This window comes from Streptomyces sp. NPDC051104 (assembly GCF_040682835.1).
Classification (GTDB): domain Bacteria; phylum Actinomycetota; class Actinomycetes; order Streptomycetales; family Streptomycetaceae; genus Streptomyces; species Streptomyces cynarae.
This window is the reverse complement of the sequence record NZ_JBFBBS010000006.1, coordinates 147,746-168,538: the sequence shown is the minus strand read 5'-3', so window position 1 is coordinate 168,538 and position 20,793 is coordinate 147,746. Positions and strand designations below refer to the sequence as shown.

Sequence of the window (20,793 nt, the reverse complement as noted above, 5' to 3'; positions counted from 1 at the left end):
TTCGTATGACGGTATGACGCTGCGCGCCCCGCCCGTCCTGGGTCGGGGCGCGCAGCGTTGTGCTCCCGGGTCACTGGCGCGGTGGTGCTGTGGAGCCGCGTACGACGAGTTCCACCGGGATGTCGCCCTGCTCGGGTGTGCGGCCTTCCAGGACGGCCAGCAGGGCTTCCATGCCTCGCTCCCCGAAGAGTTCCGCGTCCAGTCGTACGGTCGTCAGTTCGGGGTCGATGGCTGTGGCGAGGGCGAGGTCGTCGAGGCCGGTGACGGAGAGGTCGTCGGGGATGCGCAGGCCGAGGCGGCGGGCGGCTTTGTAGGCGCCGGCGGCGAGTTTGTCGTCGTCGCAGACGAGAGCGGTGGGGCGGGGGCCGGGGGCGGCGAGGGCGGTTTCGGCGGCGGTGAGGGCGCCTTCGATGGAGATGGGGGCGTGGGTGGTGCGGAGGGTGGTGCCGGGGACGGTGCCGACGCGTGCCGCGAGTTCCTGGGCGCGTATCCGGAAGGTCCAGGAGGGGACGTCGGCGGCGAGGTGGAGGAAGTGCCGGTGGCCCAGACCGAGGAGGTGTTCGGCTACTTGGCGTACGCCGTCGGTGATGTCCAGGTTGACGGTTGCGGCGCCGGGGCTGCCCTCGGGGTCGCTGTCGAGCATGACGAGGGGGAGTTGGTCGCCGTGGATGGCGGTGAGGGCGTCGGCGGCCATGGAGGAGGCGATGACGCCGTCGAGGGCGGCTTGTGCGGAGTGGAAGGGGTCTTTGACGGGGCCGACGCCTTCGGGTGAGGGGTAGAGGACGACGCCGAAGCCGTGGTCGGCGGCGATGCGGGCGGCGCCGGTGTAGACGCCGGCGAAGAATTCGGTGGTGAGGGCGGGTACCACCAGCAGAACCGTGCGGGTGCGGCCGAGGCGGAGGTTGCGTGCCGCGAGGTTGGGCCGGTAGCCCAGTTCCCGGGCCGCCTCGCGGACTCGCTCGGCGACGGGTTCGGAGACGCGTCCGCGCCATTTGTCGCCGAGGACGAGGGAGACGGCTGCCTGGGAGACGCCGGCGGCCTGGGCGACATCGCGGCTGGTGGGTCGCGTGCTACCTGGTGGCACGGTGGGCGTGCTCCTTCGTGCGGGCTGGTGGGGCGGCGTCGTGTGGACTGCTGGTCAGCGCTCATGGTACGTATGGCAGGCGAGGTTATACGTAAAACTTCCCCCGTCGCGGGTAGGGAGAAGCGGGGTGGGGCCGGGAGAAGGGACGCGCATGGCCGCGGGATACGTGGAGATCCTCAGGGCGAGGCATGCGGCCCGCCTGCTGGTGGGGACGCTGGTGGGCCGGTTGCCCAACGCGGTGGCGGCGATCGCCGTGGTGCTGTTCGTGCGGGCCGAGGGCGGCACGTACAGCCTCGCGGGGGCGCTGGCCGCGGTGTACGGGGTGGCCAACGCGGTGGGGCAGCCGGTGCTGGGGCGGCTGGTAGATCTGCACGGGCAGCCGCGGGTGCAGCTGCCGGCGGCGGTGGTGTCGGCAGCCGCCATGACGGTGTTCGCGCTGGCGGGTCTTGAGCCGATCGCCGTGGCGTATGCGGCGATGGTGGTCGCGGGGCTGTTCACGCCGCCGCTGGAGGGCGGTCTGCGGGCGCTGTGGCCGGTGGTGCTGCGCCGGGAGGAGCAGGTGCACACGGCGTATGCGATGGACGCGGTGGCGCAGGAGGTGATGTTCACCGTCGGACCGTTGCTGGTGACGTTGTGCGCGTCGCTGTGGTCGGCGCGGGTGGCGGTGGTGGTGCTGAATGTCGTCGGGGTCCTGGGCGCCTTGTCTGTGGTGGTGTCGCCGCCGTCGCGTGCGTGGCGGTCGGCGCCGCGTGAGGCGCACTGGCTGGGGGCGTTGCGCTCGCGGGGGCTGCTGGTGCTGCTCGGTGCGTTCCTGTTCGTGGGGATGGCGCTGGGTTCGATCACGGTGGCGGCCGTGTCGTACGCCGATGGTCACGGGGGCGACGGGGTGTACGGGTGGTTGATGGCGGCGATCGGGTTGGGTGCTCTGGTCGGGGGTTCGGTGTACGGGGCGCGGCGGTGGCCGGGTGCGCCGGAGCGGCGGCTGCGTGTGCTGGTGGGCCTTTTGGCGCTGTGTTATCTGCCGCTGATGCTGATGCCGGGTGTGGTCGCGATGGCGGGGCTGACCGCACTGGCGGGCGTGTTCCTGGCGCCGTGTATCGCGTGTGCGTTTGTACTGGTGGACCGGCATGCGCCGAGCGGTACGGTGACGGAGGCGTTCTCGTGGCTGGTGACGACGTTCACGGTGGGTGCGTCGGTCGGGACGGGCGTTGCGGGGCCGGTGGTGCAGGCGGGTGGCGCGCTGTGGGGTTTCGCGGTGCCGGGGGCCGCGGGGGCCGTGTCGCTGCTGGTCCTGGTGGTCGCGGGGCGGGTCCTCGCAGCTCCCGCCGGGGGCGGGGTGGTTGCGGGTTCACCGGAAAATGATCCAAACCGTGCTGTCGAACCCCGTTTCAGCTCGGGGGATCGGGCGTAATGTTCAGTCATGGACCGCCGCATTTTCGGGCTGGAGAACGAGTACGGCGTCACGTGCACGTTCAGGGGACAGCGCCGTCTGTCGCCTGACGAGGTGGCGCGGTACCTCTTCCGCCGTGTCGTGTCATGGGGCCGCAGCAGCAATGTGTTTCTGCGCAACGGGGCCCGTCTCTATCTCGACGTGGGCTCGCATCCGGAATACGCGACACCCGAATGTGACAACGTGATCGAACTGGTCACCCACGACAAGGCCGGCGAGCGCATTCTCGAGGGACTGCTGGTCGACGCCGAACGCCGCCTGCACGAGGAGGGAATCGCGGGCGACGTCTACCTCTTCAAGAACAACACGGACTCGGCGGGCAACTCCTACGGTTGTCACGAGAACTACCTGGTGGCGCGGCACGGGGAGTTCTCGCGGCTCGCGGACATCCTGATTCCGTTCCTGGTCACCAGGCAGTTGCTGTGCGGTGCCGGCAAGGTGCTGCAGACCCCGCGCGGGGCGGTGTACTGCGTGAGTCAGCGGGCCGAGCACATCTGGGAGGGTGTCAGCTCGGCGACGACCCGTTCCCGGCCGATCATCAACACGCGGGACGAGCCGCACGCGGACGCGGAGCGTTACCGCCGTCTGCATGTCATCGTCGGTGATTCGAACATGTCCGAGACGACGATGCTGCTGAAGGTCGGCGCGACCGATCTGGTGCTGCGCATGATCGAGGCGGGGACGGTGATGCGTGACCTGACCCTGGAGAACCCGATCCGGGCGATCCGCGAGGTCAGCCATGACATCACGGGCCGCCGCAAGGTGCGCCTGGCGAGCGGCCGGGAGGCCTCCGCGCTGGAGGTGCAGCGGGAGTACTACGAGAAGGCCGTCGACTTCTGCGAGCGCCGCGGTATCCGGACGGGCACGGTCGAGCAGGTGCTGGAGCTGTGGGGCCGTACGCTGGATGCGATCGAGTCGGAGGATCTCGACCGGATCGGTACCGAAATCGACTGGGTGATGAAGTACAAGCTCATCGAGCGGTACCGGGCCAAGCACAACATGACGATGTCGCATCCGCGGGTGGCGCAGATAGACCTCGCCTACCACGACATCCACCGTCGTCGTGGCCTGTACTACCTGCTCGAGAAGAAGGGCCAGGCGGCCCGGATCTGCAACGACTTGAAGATCTTCGAGGGCAAGTCGGTTCCGCCGCAGACCACTCGCGCGCGGCTGCGCGGCGACTTCATCCGGCGGGCGCAGGAACAGCGCCGTGATTTCACGGTCGACTGGGTGCATCTGAAGCTCAACGACCAGGCACAGCGGACGGTGTTGTGCAAGGACCCGTTCCGTTCGGTGGACGACCGGGTGGAGAAGCTGATCGCCGGAATGTGAGACCGGAATCTGAGACGCGCGTTTCGCGTGTGTCACCGGAACGCCACACGGGCGCCGTACGTTTGCCGTACGGCGCCCTTCTTTCGCCGTAGAGTTGCGCGCACGCCATCCATCAAGATCGACCGATTGAGGCCCCATCGTGCGCCGACGCTCTCTTCTTCTTGCCGCTGTGCCCGCCGGGCTGGTGACCGTCGCCGGATGCGGTGACGACAAGTCCGGCAAGGGTGCGGGTGGTACCAGTTCGTCCCCCGCGCCCTCGGCGACGTCGGCCGCGCCGCCGCCGAAGATCGTCGAGGGGCCGTTGCCGGCGATCACCGCCGGGACGAAGTTCGACGAGAAGCCGACTGTGGCGAAGGGGTCCGGCTCGCCGTCGAAGGACCTGGCGGTCAAAACGGTGATCGCCGGCGGTGGGCAGACGGTCGCGGAGAACGACTACATCCAGGCGAACTACCTGGGCCAGATCTGGGACACGGCCAAGGTCTTCGACAACTCCTACGACCGCAAGACGCCGCTGGTGATCCAGCTCGCCCAGGGCGGCATCATCGACGGCTGGCGGTATGCGCTGGCGGGGAAGAAGGTCGGCAGCCGGGTGCTGATGGCCGTGCCCCCGACCTGGGGGTACGGCACGCAGGGCAACCCGCAGGCGGGCATCAAGGGCACCGACACGCTGGTGTTCGTGGTGGACGTGCGGAACACGTTCAACGCGAAGAGCTCCGCCAAGGGCAAGGCGGTGGCGCAGAGCGACTCCGACCTGCCGAAGGTGGGCACGAACACCGACGGCAAGGCACCGTCCATCGACGTGCCGAAGGTGAAGCCGCCGACGGGGCTGGTCGCGAAGTACGTCATCGAGGGCGACGGCGACGAGGTCAAGGCGGACAACACCGTTCTCGTGCAGTACAAGGGCGTGCTCTGGGACACCGGCAAGGAGTTCGACTCCACGTACGGCCGTGACCAGCTCGCGTCGTTCTCGCTCCAGCAGGTCGTCAAGGGCTGGGCGCAGGGGCTGACCGGGAAGAAGGTGGGCAGCCGTGTGCTCGTCGTCATCCCGCCGAAGCTGGGGTACGGGGACAACCCGCCGAGCGGCAGCGGCATCAAGAAGGACTCCACGCTGGTCTTCGTGGTCGACATCCTGGCGAAGATGTAAGCCCTGCGGGGATGTGAGAGTGTCGGTGGTGCCGCAATGGCCTCAACACGAAACAGCAGGAGCTTTTGACGTGAGCATCGAGAAGCCCGAGATCGACTTCCCGGGCGGCGAGCCCCCGGCCGACCTCGAGATCAAGGACATCTGGGAGGGTGACGGCCCGGAGGCCAAGGCGGGCGACACCGTCTCCGTCCACTACGTGGGCGTGGCCTTCTCCACCGGTGAGGAGTTCGACGCTTCCTGGAACCGCGGTACGCCGCTGAAGTTCCAGCTGGGTGTCGGCCAGGTCATCAAGGGCTGGGACCAGGGCGTCCAGGGCATGAAGGTCGGCGGCCGCCGCCAGCTGACGATTCCCCCGCACCTGGCCTACGGCGACCGTGGCGCGGGCGCCCGGATCAAGCCGGGCGAGACGCTGATCTTCGTCTGCGACCTGGTCGCGGTCTGACCGAGGCACCAGTGGCCGACCGCCGCCGGGCCGGGGCCCGGCGGCGGAACCCCTGCCGGCCACCGGGGCCGTCCGCCAGCCGCTGTGCGGGGCCGCAGAAGCGGTCACCCGGCGGCTGCGAAGGTGATCCGGCCGCCTACCCGGTGGGGGCGCTTCGCGGAGTGCCTCCGGCGGGCTCCGGGGCGGCCGAGGCCGGGTCTGCCGCGGACGGTCTCGGCGGCTGCCTGGAGGCGATCGGAAACGATCGGCTGGGTCCATGCCTGTGCGGGCGTGGGCCCTCGGCTTTTGCCGGGGTGCTTGCGGGCGGTACGGTCGTCCGTCGTAAGCACCATGGGGAGGCGAAGGGCGTCGATGGCCATTGCCAAGGCCGAGCGGCTGATGAACCTGGCGCTGTGTCTGCTCGGGACGCGGCGGCCGCTCAGCAAGCGTGAGCTGCGCCAGTCCGTCGAGGCCTATCTGGAAGCAGGGTCCGACGACTCCTTCAACCGCATGTTCGAGCGGGACAAGGACGACCTGCGTGAGCTCGGGCTCGTGATCGAGACCGTGGAGAACCTCGACGGCGAGGTCGGCTACCTGGCCCGCCGCGACAGCAACCGCCTTCCGCCCATCACCCTCGACGCCGAGGAGGCCGCCGCGCTCGGCCTGGCCGCCAAGGTGTGGCAGCAGGCCCGGCTCGCGGGTGCAGCGAGCGGCGCCCTGCAGAAGCTGCGCGCCGCAGGCCTGCCCGAGGACGTCGACCCCTACGAGGCCCACGGCGCCCTGGAACCCCGCATCCCCGTGCACGAGGCCGCGTTCGAGCCGCTGATGCTGGCCTGCCGGGACCGCCGCCCCGTGGTCTTCGACTACCGCAAGGCCACCGCCGCCCACCCCGAACAGCGCCATGTCGAACCCTGGGCGCTGGAGTGCTGGCGCGGCCATTGGTACCTGGCGGGCTGGGACCGCGACCGGGGAGCCGAGCGTGTCTTCCGGCTCTCGAGGATCACCGGCAAGGTGCGCAGCCGCGGTGGCGCCTTCACCGCCCCGGTGCCCGACGTGGTCACCGTCCGTGAGACCGTGGCGAGCTGGGCGGGGGAGACCGCCGACCGTTCGGCGCGGATCCGGCTGCGCAAGGACGCGGGGTACCCCCTTCGGGCGAAGGCCACCTCCGTGCGGGAACTCGGTGACGGCTGGGACGAGTTGGAGATTCCGTACGGGCACGGCCTCGACGCCTGGCTGGTGGAGTTCGGGCCCGACGTGGTGGTCCTGGAGCCGGCGGAGCTGCGGGCCGACGTCGTGGACCGGCTGCGTGCCGTGGCCAAGGGCTGAGGGGGAGAGGTACGACCGTGGCAGGCAAACCGGCCAGGCCGGCGAACGCCATCGACCAGACCCGGCGGATGCTGTCCCTGGTGACGTATCTGCGGGAGCGCCCCGGCGCGCGCGTCGAGGACGTCGCCCGGGCGTTCGGGATCACCGAGGAGGAGCTGGTCTCGGACCTCGACGTGCTGCCCATGTGCGGCACCAGCTTCCGCGGCGGCGACCTCCTCGACATCGACACCGACGGCGAGCGCATCTGGTGGCACAACCCGGCCGCTCTCGGCGCGGAGGCGGCCGAACCCCTGCGGCTGGCGGCGGACGAGGCGACCGCGCTGCTGGTGGCCGCGCGGGCCGTGGCCACCCTGCCGGGGCTGCGGGAGAGCGACCGGCAGGCGCTGCTGCGCGCCACCGCCAAGGTGGAGACCGCCGCCGGCGAGGCCGCGGGAGCCAGCTCCCGGCTGTCGGTGACGTTCGAGTCCGAGGGCGGTGTCTTCGCCGACGTCGACCGGGCCATCTCCGAGCGTCGCCGCCTGTGGATCCGCTACTACTCGCCGGCCCGCGACGAGGTCACCGAGCGCGAGATCGACCCGATCCGCCTGGTCAGCGTCGGCCACACGTACGTGGAGGCGTGGTGCCGCCGCTCCGAGGCGCGCCGCACCTTCCGGCTCGACCGGGTCGCCGAGATCAAGATCCTCGACGAGCAGTCGGCGCCCCCGGAGGTCGAGCTGCGGGACCTGTCCGAGGGGCTCGTCCAGCCCGCCGCCGAGGACCCCGAGGTGGTCGTCGAGGTAGGACCGGGCGGCCGCTGGGTCGCCGAGTACTACCCGCACGACAGCGCGGATGAGCTGCCGGACGGCGGGCTGCGTATCACCTTGCGGACCCCCGAGCCGGCGTCGCTCAGACGGCTGGCGCTGCGGCTCGGACGGGACGGCCGGATCGTGTCGCCGCAGGACCTCGCGGACAGCGCCCGCCGGGCGGCCCGCGAGGCGCTCGCGGCGTACGACGGGCCGGATCCGGTTCAGGACGGGCTGTACGACAGGCAGGAGCAGCAGTTGTGAGCACGTCGGCGATGTCTGGTGCGTCGGAGCAGTCGGAAGCGTCGGCCGGTGCGCCGCAGGCGCCGGGGGCCGCGGAGATGTCGGTGCGGACGGCGTTCGCCGGGATGAGGCGGGTGGCCGACGTGGTGTTCCGGGCCGGCTGCCCGGACTGCCGGGCCCGTTTCGAGCTGGGCGCGAGCGCCCTGCGGCTCGCCGTCGGCGCCACCAGCAAGACCACCTTCTACTCCTTCACGTGCCCCGAGTGCGGCGCGTCCGTCCGCAAGCCGGCCGGGGAGCGCATCGTCGAACTGCTCACCGGCGGCGGGGTGCGGACCCTGCGGCTGCACTCGACCCTCTAGGCTCTTACGTCATGTTCTGGCCGATGCTCGCGATCGCCCTGGGGTTCCTGGGGCTCGCCGTTCTGGGTGTGTTCGCCGTCCGGGTCTTCCTGGAGGCCCAGCGCCTCGGGCGGCAGGTCGCCGACTCGGCGCGCCGGATCAACCGCGCCGCGGAGGACCTGGAGCGGGCGGCCGTGGGCGCGGCGCGGGCCGCGGACCGGATATGAATCCGCCGCAGCTCGGCAATCCCGCCGCAGCTCGGCAATCCGCCTCACGCCCTCAATCCGCTTCACGACGGCGATCCGCCTTCACGACGGCGATCCGCCTTCACGACGGCGATCCGCCTTCACGACGGCGATCCGCCTTCACGACGGCGATCCGCCTGACGCCGGTACTCCGGCGCGTGCCCTGCTCCGCCGCACGCCGTACCGCGACGGTGTCCCGTGGATCGGGTAAGAGGGGGCCGCAAGAGGCGCAATGAGGCACTTCGCCCTGTCTACTTCCCACCGCGTACAGGTACGCTGCTGGTCGCGGCCGGAGAACGAGGCGCGGTCCGCAGACCGGGAGTACGCACAGGGATTGCCTCACGTTCACCCCTGAGCGTTACGATCGCTGCACGGTTGTCGGACATTTGTCCGACTGATCGAACAGCACCCCCACCCAATGCCGCCTCGGTGAGAAGGTAAAGACTTATGTTCGGAAGGCTCGGAGCCCCCGAGATCATTCTCATCCTCGTCGTCATCATCCTGCTGTTCGGCGCGAAGAAGCTTCCGGACATGGCGCGCTCCCTCGGCAAGTCCGCGCGCATCCTGAAGAGCGAGGCCAAGGCGATGAAGGAGGAGGGCAAGTCCTCCGCGCCGGCCGGCCCGCCGAACGACGAGCAGCCCCCGGCCCAGCGCACCATCCAGGCCGCTCCCGGCGACGTGACCAGCGCCCGCCCGGTCAACGAGCCGACGGACACCACCCAGCGCTGACGGGAGGACCGGAGTTCCCGGTCCACTGCACGAGATGAGGATGTGGGTTGCTCAAGTCTGCCCGCAAACAGGAGAGGGACCCCGAGGGGCGGATGCCACTCGCGGAGCACCTGCGTGAACTGCGCAACCGGCTCGCCAAGGCCATGCTGGCCATCATCGTGGTCACGGTCGTCGCCGCCTTCTTCTACAACGACATCATCAACTTCCTCACCAAGCCGATCCTCGACTCGGTCGGGTGCGGGAAGAGCTTCGAGGAACTGGCGAGGACCTCGAGCCACAACCAGCAGTGTGCGCGGATCACGATCAACGGTCTGCTCGCGCCCTTCACCCTGGCCCTGCAGGTCTCGCTGATGGCCGGTGTGGTGTTCGCCTCACCGGTCTGGCTCTACCAGTTGTGGGCGTTCGTCGCGCCGGGTCTGCACCGGCACGAGAAGAAGTACGCCTACGGGTTCGTCGGCACCGGTGTCCCGCTCTTCCTCGGCGGCGGGTTCTTCGCCTACAAGGTGCTGCCCACCACCGCGAAGGTGCTGATCGACTTCACGCCGTCCGGCGTCGACAACCTGCTGCCGCTGGACGACCTGCTGCAGCTCGTCACGCGCATGGTGGTCGTCTTCGGGCTGTCCTTCGAGCTGCCCCTGCTGCTGATCATGCTCAACCTCACCGGGGTGCTCAGCGGCACGCGCATGCTCGGCTGGTGGCGCGCCATGATCCTGGGCATCACGGTCTTCGCGGCCGTGGCCACCCCCAGCACCGACCCCCTCTCCATGCTGGCGCTGGCCGGGCCGATCTGGGTGCTGTACTTCGGCGCGGTCGCCTTCTCGCTGCTCAACGACCGGCGCAAGCAGCGGCGCGAAGCGGAGGGACCCGCCGACGACGAGGCCTCCGAACTGGATCTCACGCCCGAGGACATCGACGAGGTCGAGAGCGTCACCGCGAGCCGGGCACTGCCCCAGGCGCCGAGCACGGACCGGGTCAACGGGTATGACGACGTGACGTGACCGCGGGGACGCGGCATGTGAGGTGCTGATCGACGGCCGTGGGGCCCCGCCGAGGACATCGGCGGGGCCCCACGGCCGTCCGCGCCCCGGTCCGCGTCCGTGATCCGCATAATGATCGTCCTGTTGTCAGTGGCTCCCGGTACGCTCGAAAGCACGATGACAGAGGACCTCTCCCCGGCCGAGCGGTACGCGGCAGCCCGTAGGCGCGCTGCCGAGCAGGCCACCGCGCTCGCCTCCTTCCGCGAGATGTACGACTTCGGCCTCGACCCCTTCCAGATCGAGGCCTGTGAGTCGCTCGAGGCCGGAAAGGGCGTGCTGGTGGCCGCGCCCACCGGCTCCGGCAAGACGATCGTCGGCGAGTTCGCCGTCCACCTCGCCCTCCGACAGGGCAAGAAGTGCTTCTACACGACACCCATCAAGGCGCTGTCGAACCAGAAGTACAACGACCTGTGCCGCCGCTACGGCACACAGAAGGTCGGCCTCCTCACCGGCGACAACAGCGTCAACTCCGACGCGCCGATCGTCGTGATGACCACCGAGGTCCTGCGGAACATGCTGTACGCGGGCTCGCAGACCCTCCTCGGCCTGGGCTATGTCGTCATGGACGAGGTGCACTACCTCTCCGACCGCTTCCGCGGGGCCGTCTGGGAGGAGGTGATCATCCACCTCCCCGAGTCGGTGACGCTGGTGTCGCTGTCGGCGACCGTGTCCAACGCGGAGGAGTTCGGCGACTGGCTGGACACCGTCCGCGGCGACACGGAGGTGATCGTCTCCGAGCACCGGCCCGTGCCGCTGTTCCAGCACGTGCTGGCCGGCCGCCGGATGTACGACCTGTTCGAGGAGGGCGAGGGACACCGGAAGGCCGTCAACCCCGACCTCACGCGCCTGGCCCGCATGGAGGCCAGCCGCCCCATGTTCCAGGACCGCAGGCGGGGCCGCGCCATGCGCGAGGCCGACCGCGAGCGGGAGCGCAGACAGCGCGCCCGGGTGTGGACACCGAGCCGGCCCGAGGTCATCGAGCGGCTCGACGCCGAGGGCCTGCTGCCCGCGATCACGTTCATCTTCAGCCGCGCCGCCTGCGAGGCCGCCGTCCAGCAGTGCCTCTACGCCGGCCTCAGGCTCAACGACGAGGAATCGCGGGAACAGGTGCGCGCCCTCGTCGAGGAGCGCACGGCCTCCATCCCTCCCGAGGACCTGCACGTCCTCGGCTACTACGAGTGGCTGGAAGGCCTCGAGCGCGGCATAGCGGCCCACCACGCGGGCATGCTGCCGACGTTCAAGGAGGTCGTCGAAGAACTGTTCGTCCGCGGCCTGGTGAAGGCCGTGTTCGCCACCGAGACCCTCGCGCTCGGCATCAACATGCCCGCCCGCTCCGTGGTGCTGGAAAAGCTCGTCAAGTGGAACGGCGAACAGCACGCCGACATCACCCCCGGCGAGTACACCCAGCTCACCGGCCGCGCCGGCCGCCGCGGCATCGACGTCGAGGGCCACGCGGTGGTGCTGTGGCAGCGCGGCATGAGCCCGGAGCACCTCGCGGGCCTCGCCGGGACGCGCACCTACCCGCTGCGCTCCAGCTTCAAGCCGTCGTACAACATGGCCGTCAACCTGGTCGAACAGTTCGGCAGGCACCGCTCCCGCGAACTCCTCGAGACCTCCTTCGCGCAGTTCCAGGCCGACAAGTCGGTCGTCGGCATCTCCCGCCAGGTGCAGCGCAACGAAGAGGGCCTCGAGGGCTACAAGCAGGCCATGACCTGCCACCTCGGCGACTTCGAGGAGTACGCCCGGCTGCGCCGCCAGCTCAAGGACCGCGAGACCGAACTGGCCCGGCAGGGCGCCGCCCAGCGCCGCGCGGAGGCCGCCGTCGCCCTGGAGAAGCTCAAGCCCGGCGACGTCATCCACGTCCCCACCGGCAAGTACGCGGGCCTGGCCCTGGTCCTCGACCCCGGTCTGCCCGCCGGCCGCTCCAACGGCCACCGGGGCCTGGAGTACCAGGACGGCCCGCGCCCGCTCGTCCTCACCGCCGAACGGCAGGTCAAGCGGCTGGCCGCGGTGGACTTCCCGGTGCCCGTCGAACCGCTGGAGCGGATGCGGATCCCCAAGTCCTTCAACCCGCGCTCCCCGCAGTCCCGCCGGGACCTCGCCTCCGCGCTGCGCACCAAGGCCGGGCACATCCCGCCGGAGCGGCAACGCAAGCGGCGCTCCCAGGCGGCCGACGACCGCGAGATCGCCCGGCTGCGCGCCGCGCTCCGCGCCCACCCCTGCCACGGGTGCAACGACCGTGAGGACCACGCCCGTTGGGCCGAGCGCTACCACCGGCTGCTGCGCGACACCAAGCAGCTGGAGCATCGCATCGAAGGCCGCACGAACACGATCGCGCGCACGTTTGACCGGATCGTGGCTCTGCTGACGGAACTGGACTACCTGCGCGGCAACGAGGTGACCGAGCACGGCAAGCGGCTCGCCCGGCTCTACGGCGAACTCGACCTGCTGGCCAGCGAATGCCTGCGCGCCGGTGTCTGGGAGGGGCTCGCCCCGGCCGAACTCGCCGCGTGCGTCTCCGCGTTGGTGTACGAGGCCCGGGTCGGCGACGACGCGCTGGCGCCGAAGCTGCCCTCGGGCAAGGCCAAGGCCGCGCTCGGCGAGATGGTGCGGATCTGGGGCCGTCTGGACGCCCTGGAGGAGGAGTTCCGCATCAACCAGACCGAGGGCGTCGGCCAGCGCGAACCCGACCTCGGGTTCGCCTGGGCCGCGTACATGTGGGCCAGTGGGAAGGGCCTGGACGAGGTCCTGAACGAGGCGGAGATGCCGGCCGGTGACTTCGTGCGGTGGTGCAAGCAGGTGATCGACGTCCTGGGGCAGATCGCGGCGGCTTCTCCTGTGGAGGGCTCGACAGTGGCCAAGGCTGCGCGGAAGGCAGTTGATCAGTTGCTGCGGGGTGTGGTGGCCTACTCGTCGGTGGGGTGAGGTTGTCTGGCGGGTGCGGGTTCGCTGTGGCTGGTCGCGCTCACGCCTCGGAGCCGCACAGTGTCACAGCCCCGCGCCCGTTGACCCCGTCGCCCTACGCTCGGTCCACATACGTCCGCCAGCTGCCGTACGCAGTGATGTCATCGGCGCCTGCCAGCGCGCTCGGTTCGCACAGGAAACCCGGTACGTGCGTTCCGTCGGCCAGTTCCACGCTGCCCAGTGCCATCGGGCGGGGCAGGGTGGCGAGCAGGCGCCCCAGGCCTTCTGCCGGAAGGCGCCAGACCTCCGTCTCGATCGCCGCTCCGCCCTCGCCGACGTGCACCAGGCCCGGCTTCGGCGGGTCGGTGCGCAGGGCGTGCAGGCGGTAGACGGGGGCTGTGGTCGTCGCATGGTCCAGCCGGGCGCCCAGTGCGAGGAGTTGGGGGTTCAGGGGCTGGCCCGACAGGTGTGCGCCCACCACGGCCACGTACGTCTCCGGTTCCAGCACTCGGGCGATCCGGGCCAGCCGTTCGTCCGTGAACGCCGGGCCGATCAGCATCACGCCGAACGGCAGTCCGTTCACCTCGCCCGCCGGGACGGCCACCGCCGCCAGGTCGAACAGGTTCGTGGAGTTGGTGAAGCGGCCCAGGCGGGCGTTGGCGCCCAGTGGGTCCGCGGCGACCTCGGCGAGGGTGGGGTGCCCGGGCGCGGTGGGCAGCAACAGGGCGTCCGCGTCGGCCAGCTCCGCCAGGGCGCGGGCCCGCAGGGCGGCCAGTCGGACCTGGTCGGTGAAGAGCTGGTGGGCCGGGATGTCGCGGGCACGGGTGAGGATGCCGGCGACCGTCGGGTCCAGGCCCGCACCACCCTCGGCGATCAACTTGTCGACAAAGCTCCCGATCGCCGTATAGCGCTCCGCCACGAACGCGCCCTCGTACAGCATCGCGGCCGCCTCCGTGAAGGGAGCCAGGTCGATGTTGCGCACCTCGGCGCCCGCGTCGGCGAGCCGGCCGACCGCGGCGTCGTAGGCCTCCGCCCAGCCCTCGTCCAGTTCGCCGAGGTCGGCGAGCGGTGGCACCGCGATGCGCCACGGACCCGGAGCCCGCTGGGGGAGCGGCGGGAGCGCGCGGTCGGGCGGGGAGGCCATGTGGGCCAGGGCCTGCTCGGCCTGCGGGAGCGTACGGGCGAACACCGTCACGCAGTCGATCGAGGCGCAGGCGGGGACGACACCGGACGTGGGGACGAGGCCGCGGGTGGGCTTCAGACCGACGATGCCGTTGAAGGCGGCCGGGACGCGGCCCGAGCCCGCGGTGTCGGTGCCCAGGGCGAAGTCGACGATGCCCAGCGCTACCGCTACGGCTGAGCCGGAACTGGAGCCGCCGCTGATCCTCGCCGGATCGTAGGCATTGCGGACAGCGCCGTAGGGGGAGCGCGTCCCCACCAGACCGGTTGCGAACTGGTCCAGGTTCGTTGTGCCGATCACTATGGCGCCGGCTTCGCGCAGGCGTGCCACGGCCGGGGCGTCCTCTTCGGGTGCGTACGCGTAGGCCGGGCAGCCTGCTGTGGTGGGCAGGCCCTTGACGTCGATGTTGCCCTTCGCCGCGAAGAGCCTGCCGGCCAAGGGGAGGTGTTCGCCTGCGGCCACTCGGGCGTCCATGGCGCTCGCTTCGGCTTCCACCGCTTCCTGGGGGCGGAGGTCGATCCAGATTTCGGGGCGGTTGGCGGCTTGGATGCGGGCGTATGCCTGGCGGACTCGGGTCAGGGTGGACATCTGTGCTCCTGGGCTGGTGCGGGTTCGTCGGCCTGCCGCCGGTGGGTACACACCACCGGGCTCCTTTACGTTGCCGTCGGCTGCAGGGGGCCGAGGACCACCAAGGGGGCTCCCGCTTCCACCTGGGCGCCCGGCTTGGTGAGGACCTCCGTCACCACGCCCGGCATCGGCGCGTGCACCCTCGACTCCATCTTCATCGCCTCCAGGGCCAGCAGGGGCTGTCCTGCCGTCACCTCGTCGCCCGGCTCCACGTTCACCTGCCACACGGACGCGGCGAAGTCGGCCTCCACGAGCCGGCCACCCGGCGGAACCGTCACCTCGGACCGCGGCGCTGGTGCGGCCGCCGTCTCCGCTCGGGTGAACTCGCCCGACGCCTCCCAGGCGGCGCGTTCCGCGGCGAAGGCGGCCTGCTGACGCGACCTGAACTCGGCGATCGCCGCGGCGTTCCCCGTGAGGAACGCCTCGTACTCCGCCAAGGAGAACACGCCCTCCTCGATACGCGGCACGAAGCGGCCCGAGACGATGTCCGCGCGGAGTTCGAGCAGTTCCTCCGCGCTCACCGGGTACCACTTGATGCGGTCGAAGAAGCGGAGCAGCCACGGGGAGCCCGGCTCGAAGGCGCCCCGCTGCTGCCATCCCGACCAGACCTGTGTCGTCCGGCCCACGAACTGGTAGCCGCCGGGGCCCTCCATGCCGTACACGCACAGGTAGGCGCCGCCGATGCCGACCGAGTTCTCGGCGGTCCAGGTGCGGGCCGGGTTGTACTTCGTGGTCACCAGGCGGTGGCGCGGGTCCAGCGGTGTGGCCACCGGGGCGCCCAGGTAGACGTCGCCCAGGCCCAGGACCAGGTACTCGGCGTCGAAGACCGTGCGGTGGACGTCCTCCACCGATTGCAGGCCGTTGACGCGGCGGATGAACTCGATGTTCCAAGGGCACCAGGGCGCGTCGTCGCGGACGCCCGCCATGTAGCGGGCGATGGCCTCACGGGTGGCCGGGTCGTCCCAGGACAGGGGGAGGTGGACCGTGCGGGAGGGGACGACCAGTTCGTCGGTGGGAGGCAGGGACGCGACCATCTCCCTGACGAACGCGAGCAGTTCGGGTTGGGCGAGCCGGCGCGGGTCGGTCTGGATCTGGAGGGAGCGGATACCGGGGGTGAGGTCGGTGACTCCTTCCAGGCACGCCTGCGACACCGCCTCCATCAGCGCGTGCACCCGCATCCGCAGCGCCAGGTCCAGCTGCATGGGCCCGAACTCGACCAGCAGGTTGTCGTCGCCGCTGCGCCGGTACGTCACGTCGCCGTCCCGGGCCAGTACGCCGCCGTCCACGATGGCGGGCCGGGGCGTGCCGTCGTCGGCCAGCGGTGCGAAGCGGACGGTGTCGCCCGGGCGCAGCTGGCCGAGCTTCCAGCGTTCCCGGGTGGGCACGGTCGCCGGGCAGACGAAGCCGCCGAGCGACGGGCCGTCCGGGCCGAGCAGGACCGGCATGTCGCCCGTGTAGTCGACGGCGCCGACCGAGTACGGCGTGTCGTGGATGTTGGACGGGTGCAGGCCCGCCTCGCCGCCGTCCGGGCGGGCCCAGCGCGGCTTTGGGCCGACCAGGCGTACTCCGGTGCGGGCCGAGTTGAAGTGGACCTTCCACTCGGCGCCGTAGAAGTCGTGGATGTCGTCCTCGGTGAGGAACTCCGGTGCCGCGTGGGGGCCTTCCAGGGCTCCCAGCAGCCACGACGAGGTGAAGGCCGGGCGGTCGGCGGCCGGCACCGGGGAGCCCGTCGTCACCGTGCCGCCGTGCAGGACGTCTCCCGTGCGCAGCGCCCGGCCGCCGTGGCCGCCGAACCGGCCCAGTGTGAAGGTGGCCGCGCTGCCGAGGAAGGCGGGCACGTCCAGGCCGCCGCCCGCGAACAGGACGTAGGTCCGCAGCCCGTGTTCGGACGGCGCCCCGATCTCCAGGACCGCGCCCACCGGCACCGTCACCGGCTCCCACTGCGCGACCGGCGCACCGTCCACCGTGACCGGTGCCGGGGCGCCCGTGACGCACACGGTGGTGGCATGGGTGAAGCGCAGCGTCGGCCCTTGGCGCGTGCACTCCAGGCCGGGCGCGCCCTGCGGGTTGCCGAGCGCCCGGTTGCCGAGCCGGAAGGAGAGGTCGTCCATCGGGCCGCACGGGGGCACGCCGACCTGCCAGTAGCCGGTGCGGCCCGGCCAGTCCTGCACGGTGGTGAGGGTTCCGGCCGACACGACCTCGATACGCGGGGTCGGGTCCGTGACGGTGGCGAGGGTCGCCGTGGAGTGCGTGGCCGACCGGAAGGCATCGGCCGCGAGGGCCGCCCGGATCTGGCCCAGGTTGGTCTCGATGCCGTCGACCCGGGTGCGGGCCAGGGCCTCGTCCAGCCGCCGCAGCGCGTGCTCCCGGTCCGGACCGTAGGCGATGACCTTGGCGAGCAGGGGGTCGTAGGAGGTGGTGACCTCCGTACCCGTCTCGATCCAGCCGTCCACGCGCACGCCCTGCGGGAACTCGACCCGGGTGAGCAGTCCGGCGCCGGGCCGGTGGTCGCGGGAGGGGTCCTCGGCATAGAGGCGGGCCTCGACTGCGTGGCCGCGGGGCGGGCCCGGGTCCCGTACGACGCCGTGGTCGCCGCGCGCCAGGCGCAGCATCCAGGCGACCAGGTCGACGCCGTATATCTCCTCGGTGACCGGGTGCTCGACCTGGAGGCGGGTGTTGACCTCCAGGAAGTACGCCTCCTCGCGGGCCGCGTCGTACACGAACTCGACGGTGCCGGCGGACCGGTAGCCGACGGAGGCGCACAGGTCGCGGGCGGAGTCGGTCAGTTGCCGCCGTATGTGGGGCGGGAGTCCCGGCGCCGGTGCCTCCTCCACGACCTTCTGGTTGCGGCGCTGGAGGGAGCAGTCGCGGTCGCCGAAGGCGACGACCTTCCCCGCGCCGTCCCCGAAGATCTGCACCTCGACATGGCGGGCGTGCTCGACGAGCCGCTCCAGGAAGACGCCGGCCGTGGAGAAGGAGGCGGCGGCGACCCGCTGCACCCGTTCCCACTCCTCGGTCAGTTCGTCGGCGGATCGGCAAGCCGACATACCGATGCCGCCGCCCCCACCGGTGGCCTTGAGCATCACCGGATAGCCGATCACCTCGGCCTGGTCCAGCGCCTCCGCCAGGGAGGCGAGCAGGCTCGTGCCCGGTGCCAGCGGGACTCCCGCCGCCTGGGCCGCCGCCCGCGCGGTGTGCTTGGTGCCGAACAGCTCCAGCTGTCCGGGGGTCGGTCCCACGAACACGATCCCGGCGTCCTCGCAGCGGCGCGCGAACGCCGCGTCCTCGGACAGGAAGCCGTAGCCGGGATGGATCGCACCAGCGCCCGTGTCCTTGGCGGCCTTCAGGACCAGGTCCGGATCGAGGTAGGACTCCTTCGCGGGCGCCGGACCCAGCCGTACCGCCTGGTCGGCGAGACGGACGTGGGGTGCCGAGCGGTCCGCGTCGGAGTACACCGCGACCGTGCGCAGGCCGAGCTCGCGGGCCGTGCGCAGGATCCGGACGGCTATCTCGCCCCGGTTCGCGACCAGCAGCGTGCCGAAGCTCATGCGGTGTCCCCCCGGTCGGCTCCGATCGTCATCTCCACCGCCGTCGGCTCGAAGCCGTTGCACGGGTTGTTGATCTGGGGGCAGTTGGAGACGAGCACGAGGACGTCCCGCTCCGCCCGCAGGGTCAGCGAGAGGCCGGGGGCCGAGATGCCGTCGACGATGCCGAGGGTGCCGTCCTTCTCGACGGGTACGTTCATGTACCAGTTGATGTTGGACACCAGGTCGCGCTTGCCGAGGCCGTACTTGGCGCCCTCCGCGAGGAAGTTGTCCACGCAGGCGTGCTGCGACCAGGTGTGGTGGCCGTACCGGAGGGTGTTCGACTCCTTGGAGCAGGCGCCGCCGACCGTGTCGTGGCGGCCCACGTCGTCCGCGACGACCGTCATCAGCGGGGTGTGCTCGTTGGACAGCAGCACACTGCCCGTGGTCAGGAAGATGGTGCCCTGCGCCTGGATCGTGTCGGGGGCGCTGTAGCGCACGGACGTGTCGTGTGCGTCGTAGACGAGGAAGTCGACGGCCTGGTTGCCGTACAGGTCGGTGACGGTCAGCGTCTCGCCGGTGCGTACGACGGACGACCAGGCGGCACGGGCCGGAACGACGGTTTTCACGTTCTTCATGCGAGCCCCCTCGCGGCGAGGAATTCGGCGGTGTTCAGGAAGGCACGGCGGCCCTCGGGGGTGGCCTCCCACAGCTGGTCGCCGGGTCGGGTCGCCTCCGAGCGCCAGGCGAGGACCTCCAGCGGGGTGCACACGTAGTCCGGGCGCGGGTCGACCGGGTGGGGGACGTTGGCGATGAGTACCGTGACGTCCTGCTCGGCGCGCAGGGTGACGCTGCCGCCGGGGCCGACGGAGCCCGTGAAGTCGAGGGCGCCGTCCTCGCGGATCTCCACGCCCTGGAAGAACGACAGCGACGGCGGCAGGTCGCGCGGCTCCAGCCCGTTCTTCGCGGCGGCCGGCTTGAACAACTCGCGTCCGGCGGGGGACGCGGACTGCGGGGTGCCGTCCCCGTAGCGCTCGGTGTTGCGGGCGAGCGTGGAGGTGCCGCACAGGGCGTCGTGCCGCCCGGAGGTGTCGGCGACGACCGACGCGAGGACGCGGCCCTGGTCGGACAGGAGCAGCTGCCCCTCACCGAGGTACGCGTTCCACTGCACCTTGACCGTGTCGGCCACGTTCAGCCGCTCCCACGGGCGGTCGGCGACGAACAGCAGCAGATGGGCGCAGGCGTCGCCGCGCAGATCCGTCAGGCGCAGCTCGGTGCCGCGGGCCAGCACCCGGTGCGTGTAGTTGCCGCCCGCCACGGTCTCCGCCCACACCAGGTGGCCCGCCTCGCAGGGCGGCGCGGGCCAGGCGCTCGCCGGCACGACGGGCATGGCCTCGGCACGGGCGCCCTCCTGTGCCCGGGCGTGGTCGCGTGCTCCGTAGGTGGTCGCTGTCGCCATCGCGGGACCTCCGGGGTCGGGTGACTGCTGCGGTGATTTCTGTCGCCCGACAGAAATTAGGCGGGGGCCGGGTCGCCGCCGTGTCCCGGGCGTTGCGGGTTGGTTTCCGGTCCCTCACGGCGGGCACCGGGCGGTGCTGTCGTCGCACCGCGCCGAGATCGCCGTACGGCGTCATGTGCGAGGATCGACCGCATGGGAACCGGCGGTGGGCGGCGGGTCGGCAGGCCGCGGGCGGAGCGGCGGCCCGACAGCGGACTGTCGCCGCGCGACGAGCTCCTCACGGCCGCCGCCGAGTTGTTCACCACCCGCGGGTATGCCGCCACCACCACGCGCGCCGTGGCCGAGCGGGCCGGGATGCGGCAGGCCTCCATGTACCACTACGTGTCCGGCAAGGAGGAACTGCTCGCCGAGCTGCTGGAGTCCACCGTCACGCCCTCGCTGTCCTGTGCGCGCGACCTGCTCGCCGACGACACCGCCCCGGCCGAGGACCGGTTGTGGGAGCTGTGCCGCACCGACGTCGAGCTGCTGTGCGGCGGCCCGCACAACCTGGGCGGTCTCTACCTGCTGCCCGAGGTGCGCTCCGAGCGGTTCGCCGGCTTCCACGCGGTGCGCGCGGAACTCAGGGACTCCTACCGGCAGTTGATCGCGGCCACCCGTGCGGGCTCCGGCCTCGCCAAGGGTGAGCTGGATCTGCGGACGGATCTGGTCTTCGGGCTCATCGAGGGCGTCATCCTGGTCCACCGCTCCGACCCGGACCGCCCGGTGTCCGTCTTCGCGGAGGCCACGGCGGACGCGGCGCTGCGCATCGCCGGAATCTGAGGCTTTCCTCAGGGCCTCAGGGCCTCAGGGCCTCAGGGCCTCGAGGTCTCGGGGTCTCGGTCTCAGGTCATCAAGTCCACTGCATCGCAGGGGGGGATTCACCTACGCGGGGGAGCCGTCTCGCCTGCCCGTACGTGGTGACGATGCGT

Annotated in this window: 17 protein-coding genes; 12 read left to right on the top strand and 5 right to left on the bottom strand. The window is 71.1% G+C overall.

The annotated features are described in order from the left end of the window. Nucleotides 1-70: 70 nt before the first annotated feature. The gene (locus tag AB0N14_RS12040) at nucleotides 71-1,084 is read right to left on the bottom strand and encodes a LacI family DNA-binding transcriptional regulator (protein WP_366025532.1); all 1,014 of its coding nucleotides are present in this window, start codon (nucleotides 1,082-1,084) and stop codon (nucleotides 71-73) included. Nucleotides 1,085-1,235: 151 nt separating this feature from the next. Between AB0N14_RS12040 and AB0N14_RS12035 the strand changes: the two genes are divergently transcribed. The 11 genes from AB0N14_RS12035 (at nucleotide 1,236) to AB0N14_RS11985 (ending at nucleotide 13,056) form a co-directional block, all read left to right on the top strand. Further along, entirely contained in the window at nucleotides 1,236-2,495 is a 1,260-nt protein-coding gene (locus tag AB0N14_RS12035; protein WP_366025531.1) for an MFS transporter, read from the top strand. 9 nt (nucleotides 2,496-2,504) lie between these two features. Next, nucleotides 2,505-3,866, top strand: a complete 1,362-nt coding sequence (pafA, locus tag AB0N14_RS12030) for a Pup--protein ligase (RefSeq protein WP_019754142.1) — start codon at nucleotides 2,505-2,507, stop codon at nucleotides 3,864-3,866. Between the two features lie 139 nt (nucleotides 3,867-4,005). After that, nucleotides 4,006-5,010 carry an FKBP-type peptidyl-prolyl cis-trans isomerase gene (locus AB0N14_RS12025; RefSeq protein ID WP_366025530.1) on the top strand — a complete coding sequence of 335 codons (1,005 nt, stop codon included), beginning with the start codon at nucleotides 4,006-4,008 and terminating at the stop codon, nucleotides 5,008-5,010. A gap of 70 nt (nucleotides 5,011-5,080) precedes the next feature. After that, nucleotides 5,081-5,452 carry an FKBP-type peptidyl-prolyl cis-trans isomerase gene (locus tag AB0N14_RS12020; RefSeq protein ID WP_103839080.1) on the top strand — a complete coding sequence of 124 codons (372 nt, stop codon included), beginning with the start codon at nucleotides 5,081-5,083 and terminating at the stop codon, nucleotides 5,450-5,452. Between the two features lie 351 nt (nucleotides 5,453-5,803). Further along, nucleotides 5,804-6,757: a WYL domain-containing protein gene (locus AB0N14_RS12015; RefSeq protein WP_366025529.1), complete on the top strand. Its 954-nt coding sequence runs from the start codon at nucleotides 5,804-5,806 to the stop codon at nucleotides 6,755-6,757. Between the two features lie 17 nt (nucleotides 6,758-6,774). Further along, on the top strand, nucleotides 6,775-7,803 hold the full coding sequence (locus tag AB0N14_RS12010) for a WYL domain-containing protein (protein ID WP_366025528.1): 1,029 nt from the start codon (nucleotides 6,775-6,777) through the stop codon (nucleotides 7,801-7,803). 77 nt (nucleotides 7,804-7,880) lie between these two features. After that, complete coding sequence (locus AB0N14_RS12005; protein ID WP_366025655.1) at nucleotides 7,881-8,141, top strand: hypothetical protein; 261 nt, start codon at nucleotides 7,881-7,883, stop codon at nucleotides 8,139-8,141. An 11-nt stretch (nucleotides 8,142-8,152) separates the two neighbouring features. Further along, nucleotides 8,153-8,347, top strand: a complete 195-nt coding sequence (locus AB0N14_RS12000; RefSeq protein ID WP_200421328.1) for a hypothetical protein — start codon at nucleotides 8,153-8,155, stop codon at nucleotides 8,345-8,347. Nucleotides 8,348-8,812: 465 nt separating this feature from the next. Continuing rightward, complete coding sequence (tatA, locus tag AB0N14_RS11995; protein WP_200421327.1) at nucleotides 8,813-9,094, top strand: Sec-independent protein translocase subunit TatA; 282 nt, start codon at nucleotides 8,813-8,815, stop codon at nucleotides 9,092-9,094. A gap of 47 nt (nucleotides 9,095-9,141) precedes the next feature. Next, entirely contained in the window at nucleotides 9,142-10,092 is a 951-nt protein-coding gene (tatC, locus tag AB0N14_RS11990) for a twin-arginine translocase subunit TatC (RefSeq protein WP_366025527.1), read from the top strand. Nucleotides 10,093-10,203: 111 nt separating this feature from the next. Continuing rightward, entirely contained in the window at nucleotides 10,204-13,056 is a 2,853-nt protein-coding gene (locus AB0N14_RS11985; RefSeq protein WP_366025654.1) for a DEAD/DEAH box helicase, read from the top strand. A 94-nt stretch (nucleotides 13,057-13,150) separates the two neighbouring features. Here AB0N14_RS11985 and atzF read toward each other — a convergent pair whose 3' ends face one another. The 4 genes from atzF to AB0N14_RS11965 all read right to left on the bottom strand — a co-directional run bounded on the left by atzF (nucleotide 13,151) and on the right by AB0N14_RS11965 (nucleotide 19,825). Further along, a complete protein-coding gene (gene atzF, locus AB0N14_RS11980) occupies nucleotides 13,151-14,803 on the bottom strand; it encodes an allophanate hydrolase (protein ID WP_366025526.1) in 1,653 nt (550 codons plus the stop codon). A 65-nt stretch (nucleotides 14,804-14,868) separates the two neighbouring features. Next, nucleotides 14,869-18,390, bottom strand: a complete 3,522-nt coding sequence (locus tag AB0N14_RS11975) for a 5-oxoprolinase/urea amidolyase family protein (protein ID WP_366025525.1) — start codon at nucleotides 18,388-18,390, stop codon at nucleotides 14,869-14,871. Continuing rightward, nucleotides 18,387-19,004, bottom strand: a complete 618-nt coding sequence (locus tag AB0N14_RS11970) for an urea amidolyase associated protein UAAP2 (protein WP_366025524.1) — start codon at nucleotides 19,002-19,004, stop codon at nucleotides 18,387-18,389. The genes AB0N14_RS11975 and AB0N14_RS11970 overlap by 4 nt, the downstream gene beginning before the upstream one ends. Then, nucleotides 19,001-19,825 carry an urea amidolyase associated protein UAAP1 gene (locus tag AB0N14_RS11965; RefSeq protein ID WP_366025523.1) on the bottom strand — a complete coding sequence of 275 codons (825 nt, stop codon included), beginning with the start codon at nucleotides 19,823-19,825 and terminating at the stop codon, nucleotides 19,001-19,003. The genes AB0N14_RS11970 and AB0N14_RS11965 overlap by 4 nt, the downstream gene beginning before the upstream one ends. Before the next feature lie 192 nt (nucleotides 19,826-20,017). Between AB0N14_RS11965 and AB0N14_RS11960 the strand changes: the two genes are divergently transcribed. After that, nucleotides 20,018-20,644: a helix-turn-helix domain-containing protein gene (locus AB0N14_RS11960; protein WP_366025522.1), complete on the top strand. Its 627-nt coding sequence runs from the start codon at nucleotides 20,018-20,020 to the stop codon at nucleotides 20,642-20,644. The last annotated feature ends 149 nt before the right edge of the window (nucleotides 20,645-20,793 follow it).

What these genes read in the sequence shown, in the direction of transcription:
- tatA (WP_200421327.1), top strand. Translation starts at nt 8,813, where the DNA reads ATGTTCGGAAGGCTCGGAGCCCCCGAGATCATTCTCATCCTCGTCGTC.
- AB0N14_RS12035 (WP_366025531.1), top strand. Translation starts at nt 1,236, where the DNA reads ATGGCCGCGGGATACGTGGAGATCCTCAGGGCGAGGCATGCGGCCCGC.
- AB0N14_RS11985 (WP_366025654.1), top strand. Translation starts at nt 10,204, where the DNA reads ATGATCGTCCTGTTGTCAGTGGCTCCCGGTACGCTCGAAAGCACGATG.
- AB0N14_RS11975 (WP_366025525.1), bottom strand. Translation starts at nt 18,390, where the DNA reads ATGAGCTTCGGCACGCTGCTGGTCGCGAACCGGGGCGAGATAGCCGTC.
- atzF (WP_366025526.1), bottom strand. Translation starts at nt 14,803, where the DNA reads ATGTCCACCCTGACCCGAGTCCGCCAGGCATACGCCCGCATCCAAGCC.
- AB0N14_RS12015 (WP_366025529.1), top strand. Translation starts at nt 5,804, where the DNA reads ATGGCCATTGCCAAGGCCGAGCGGCTGATGAACCTGGCGCTGTGTCTG.
- AB0N14_RS11965 (WP_366025523.1), bottom strand. Translation starts at nt 19,825, where the DNA reads ATGGCGACAGCGACCACCTACGGAGCACGCGACCACGCCCGGGCACAG.
- pafA (WP_019754142.1), top strand. Translation starts at nt 2,505, where the DNA reads ATGGACCGCCGCATTTTCGGGCTGGAGAACGAGTACGGCGTCACGTGC.
- AB0N14_RS12000 (WP_200421328.1), top strand. Translation starts at nt 8,153, where the DNA reads ATGTTCTGGCCGATGCTCGCGATCGCCCTGGGGTTCCTGGGGCTCGCC.
- AB0N14_RS11960 (WP_366025522.1), top strand. Translation starts at nt 20,018, where the DNA reads ATGGGAACCGGCGGTGGGCGGCGGGTCGGCAGGCCGCGGGCGGAGCGG.
- AB0N14_RS12005 (WP_366025655.1), top strand. Translation starts at nt 7,881, where the DNA reads ATGTCGGTGCGGACGGCGTTCGCCGGGATGAGGCGGGTGGCCGACGTG.
- AB0N14_RS11970 (WP_366025524.1), bottom strand. Translation starts at nt 19,004, where the DNA reads ATGAAGAACGTGAAAACCGTCGTTCCGGCCCGTGCCGCCTGGTCGTCC.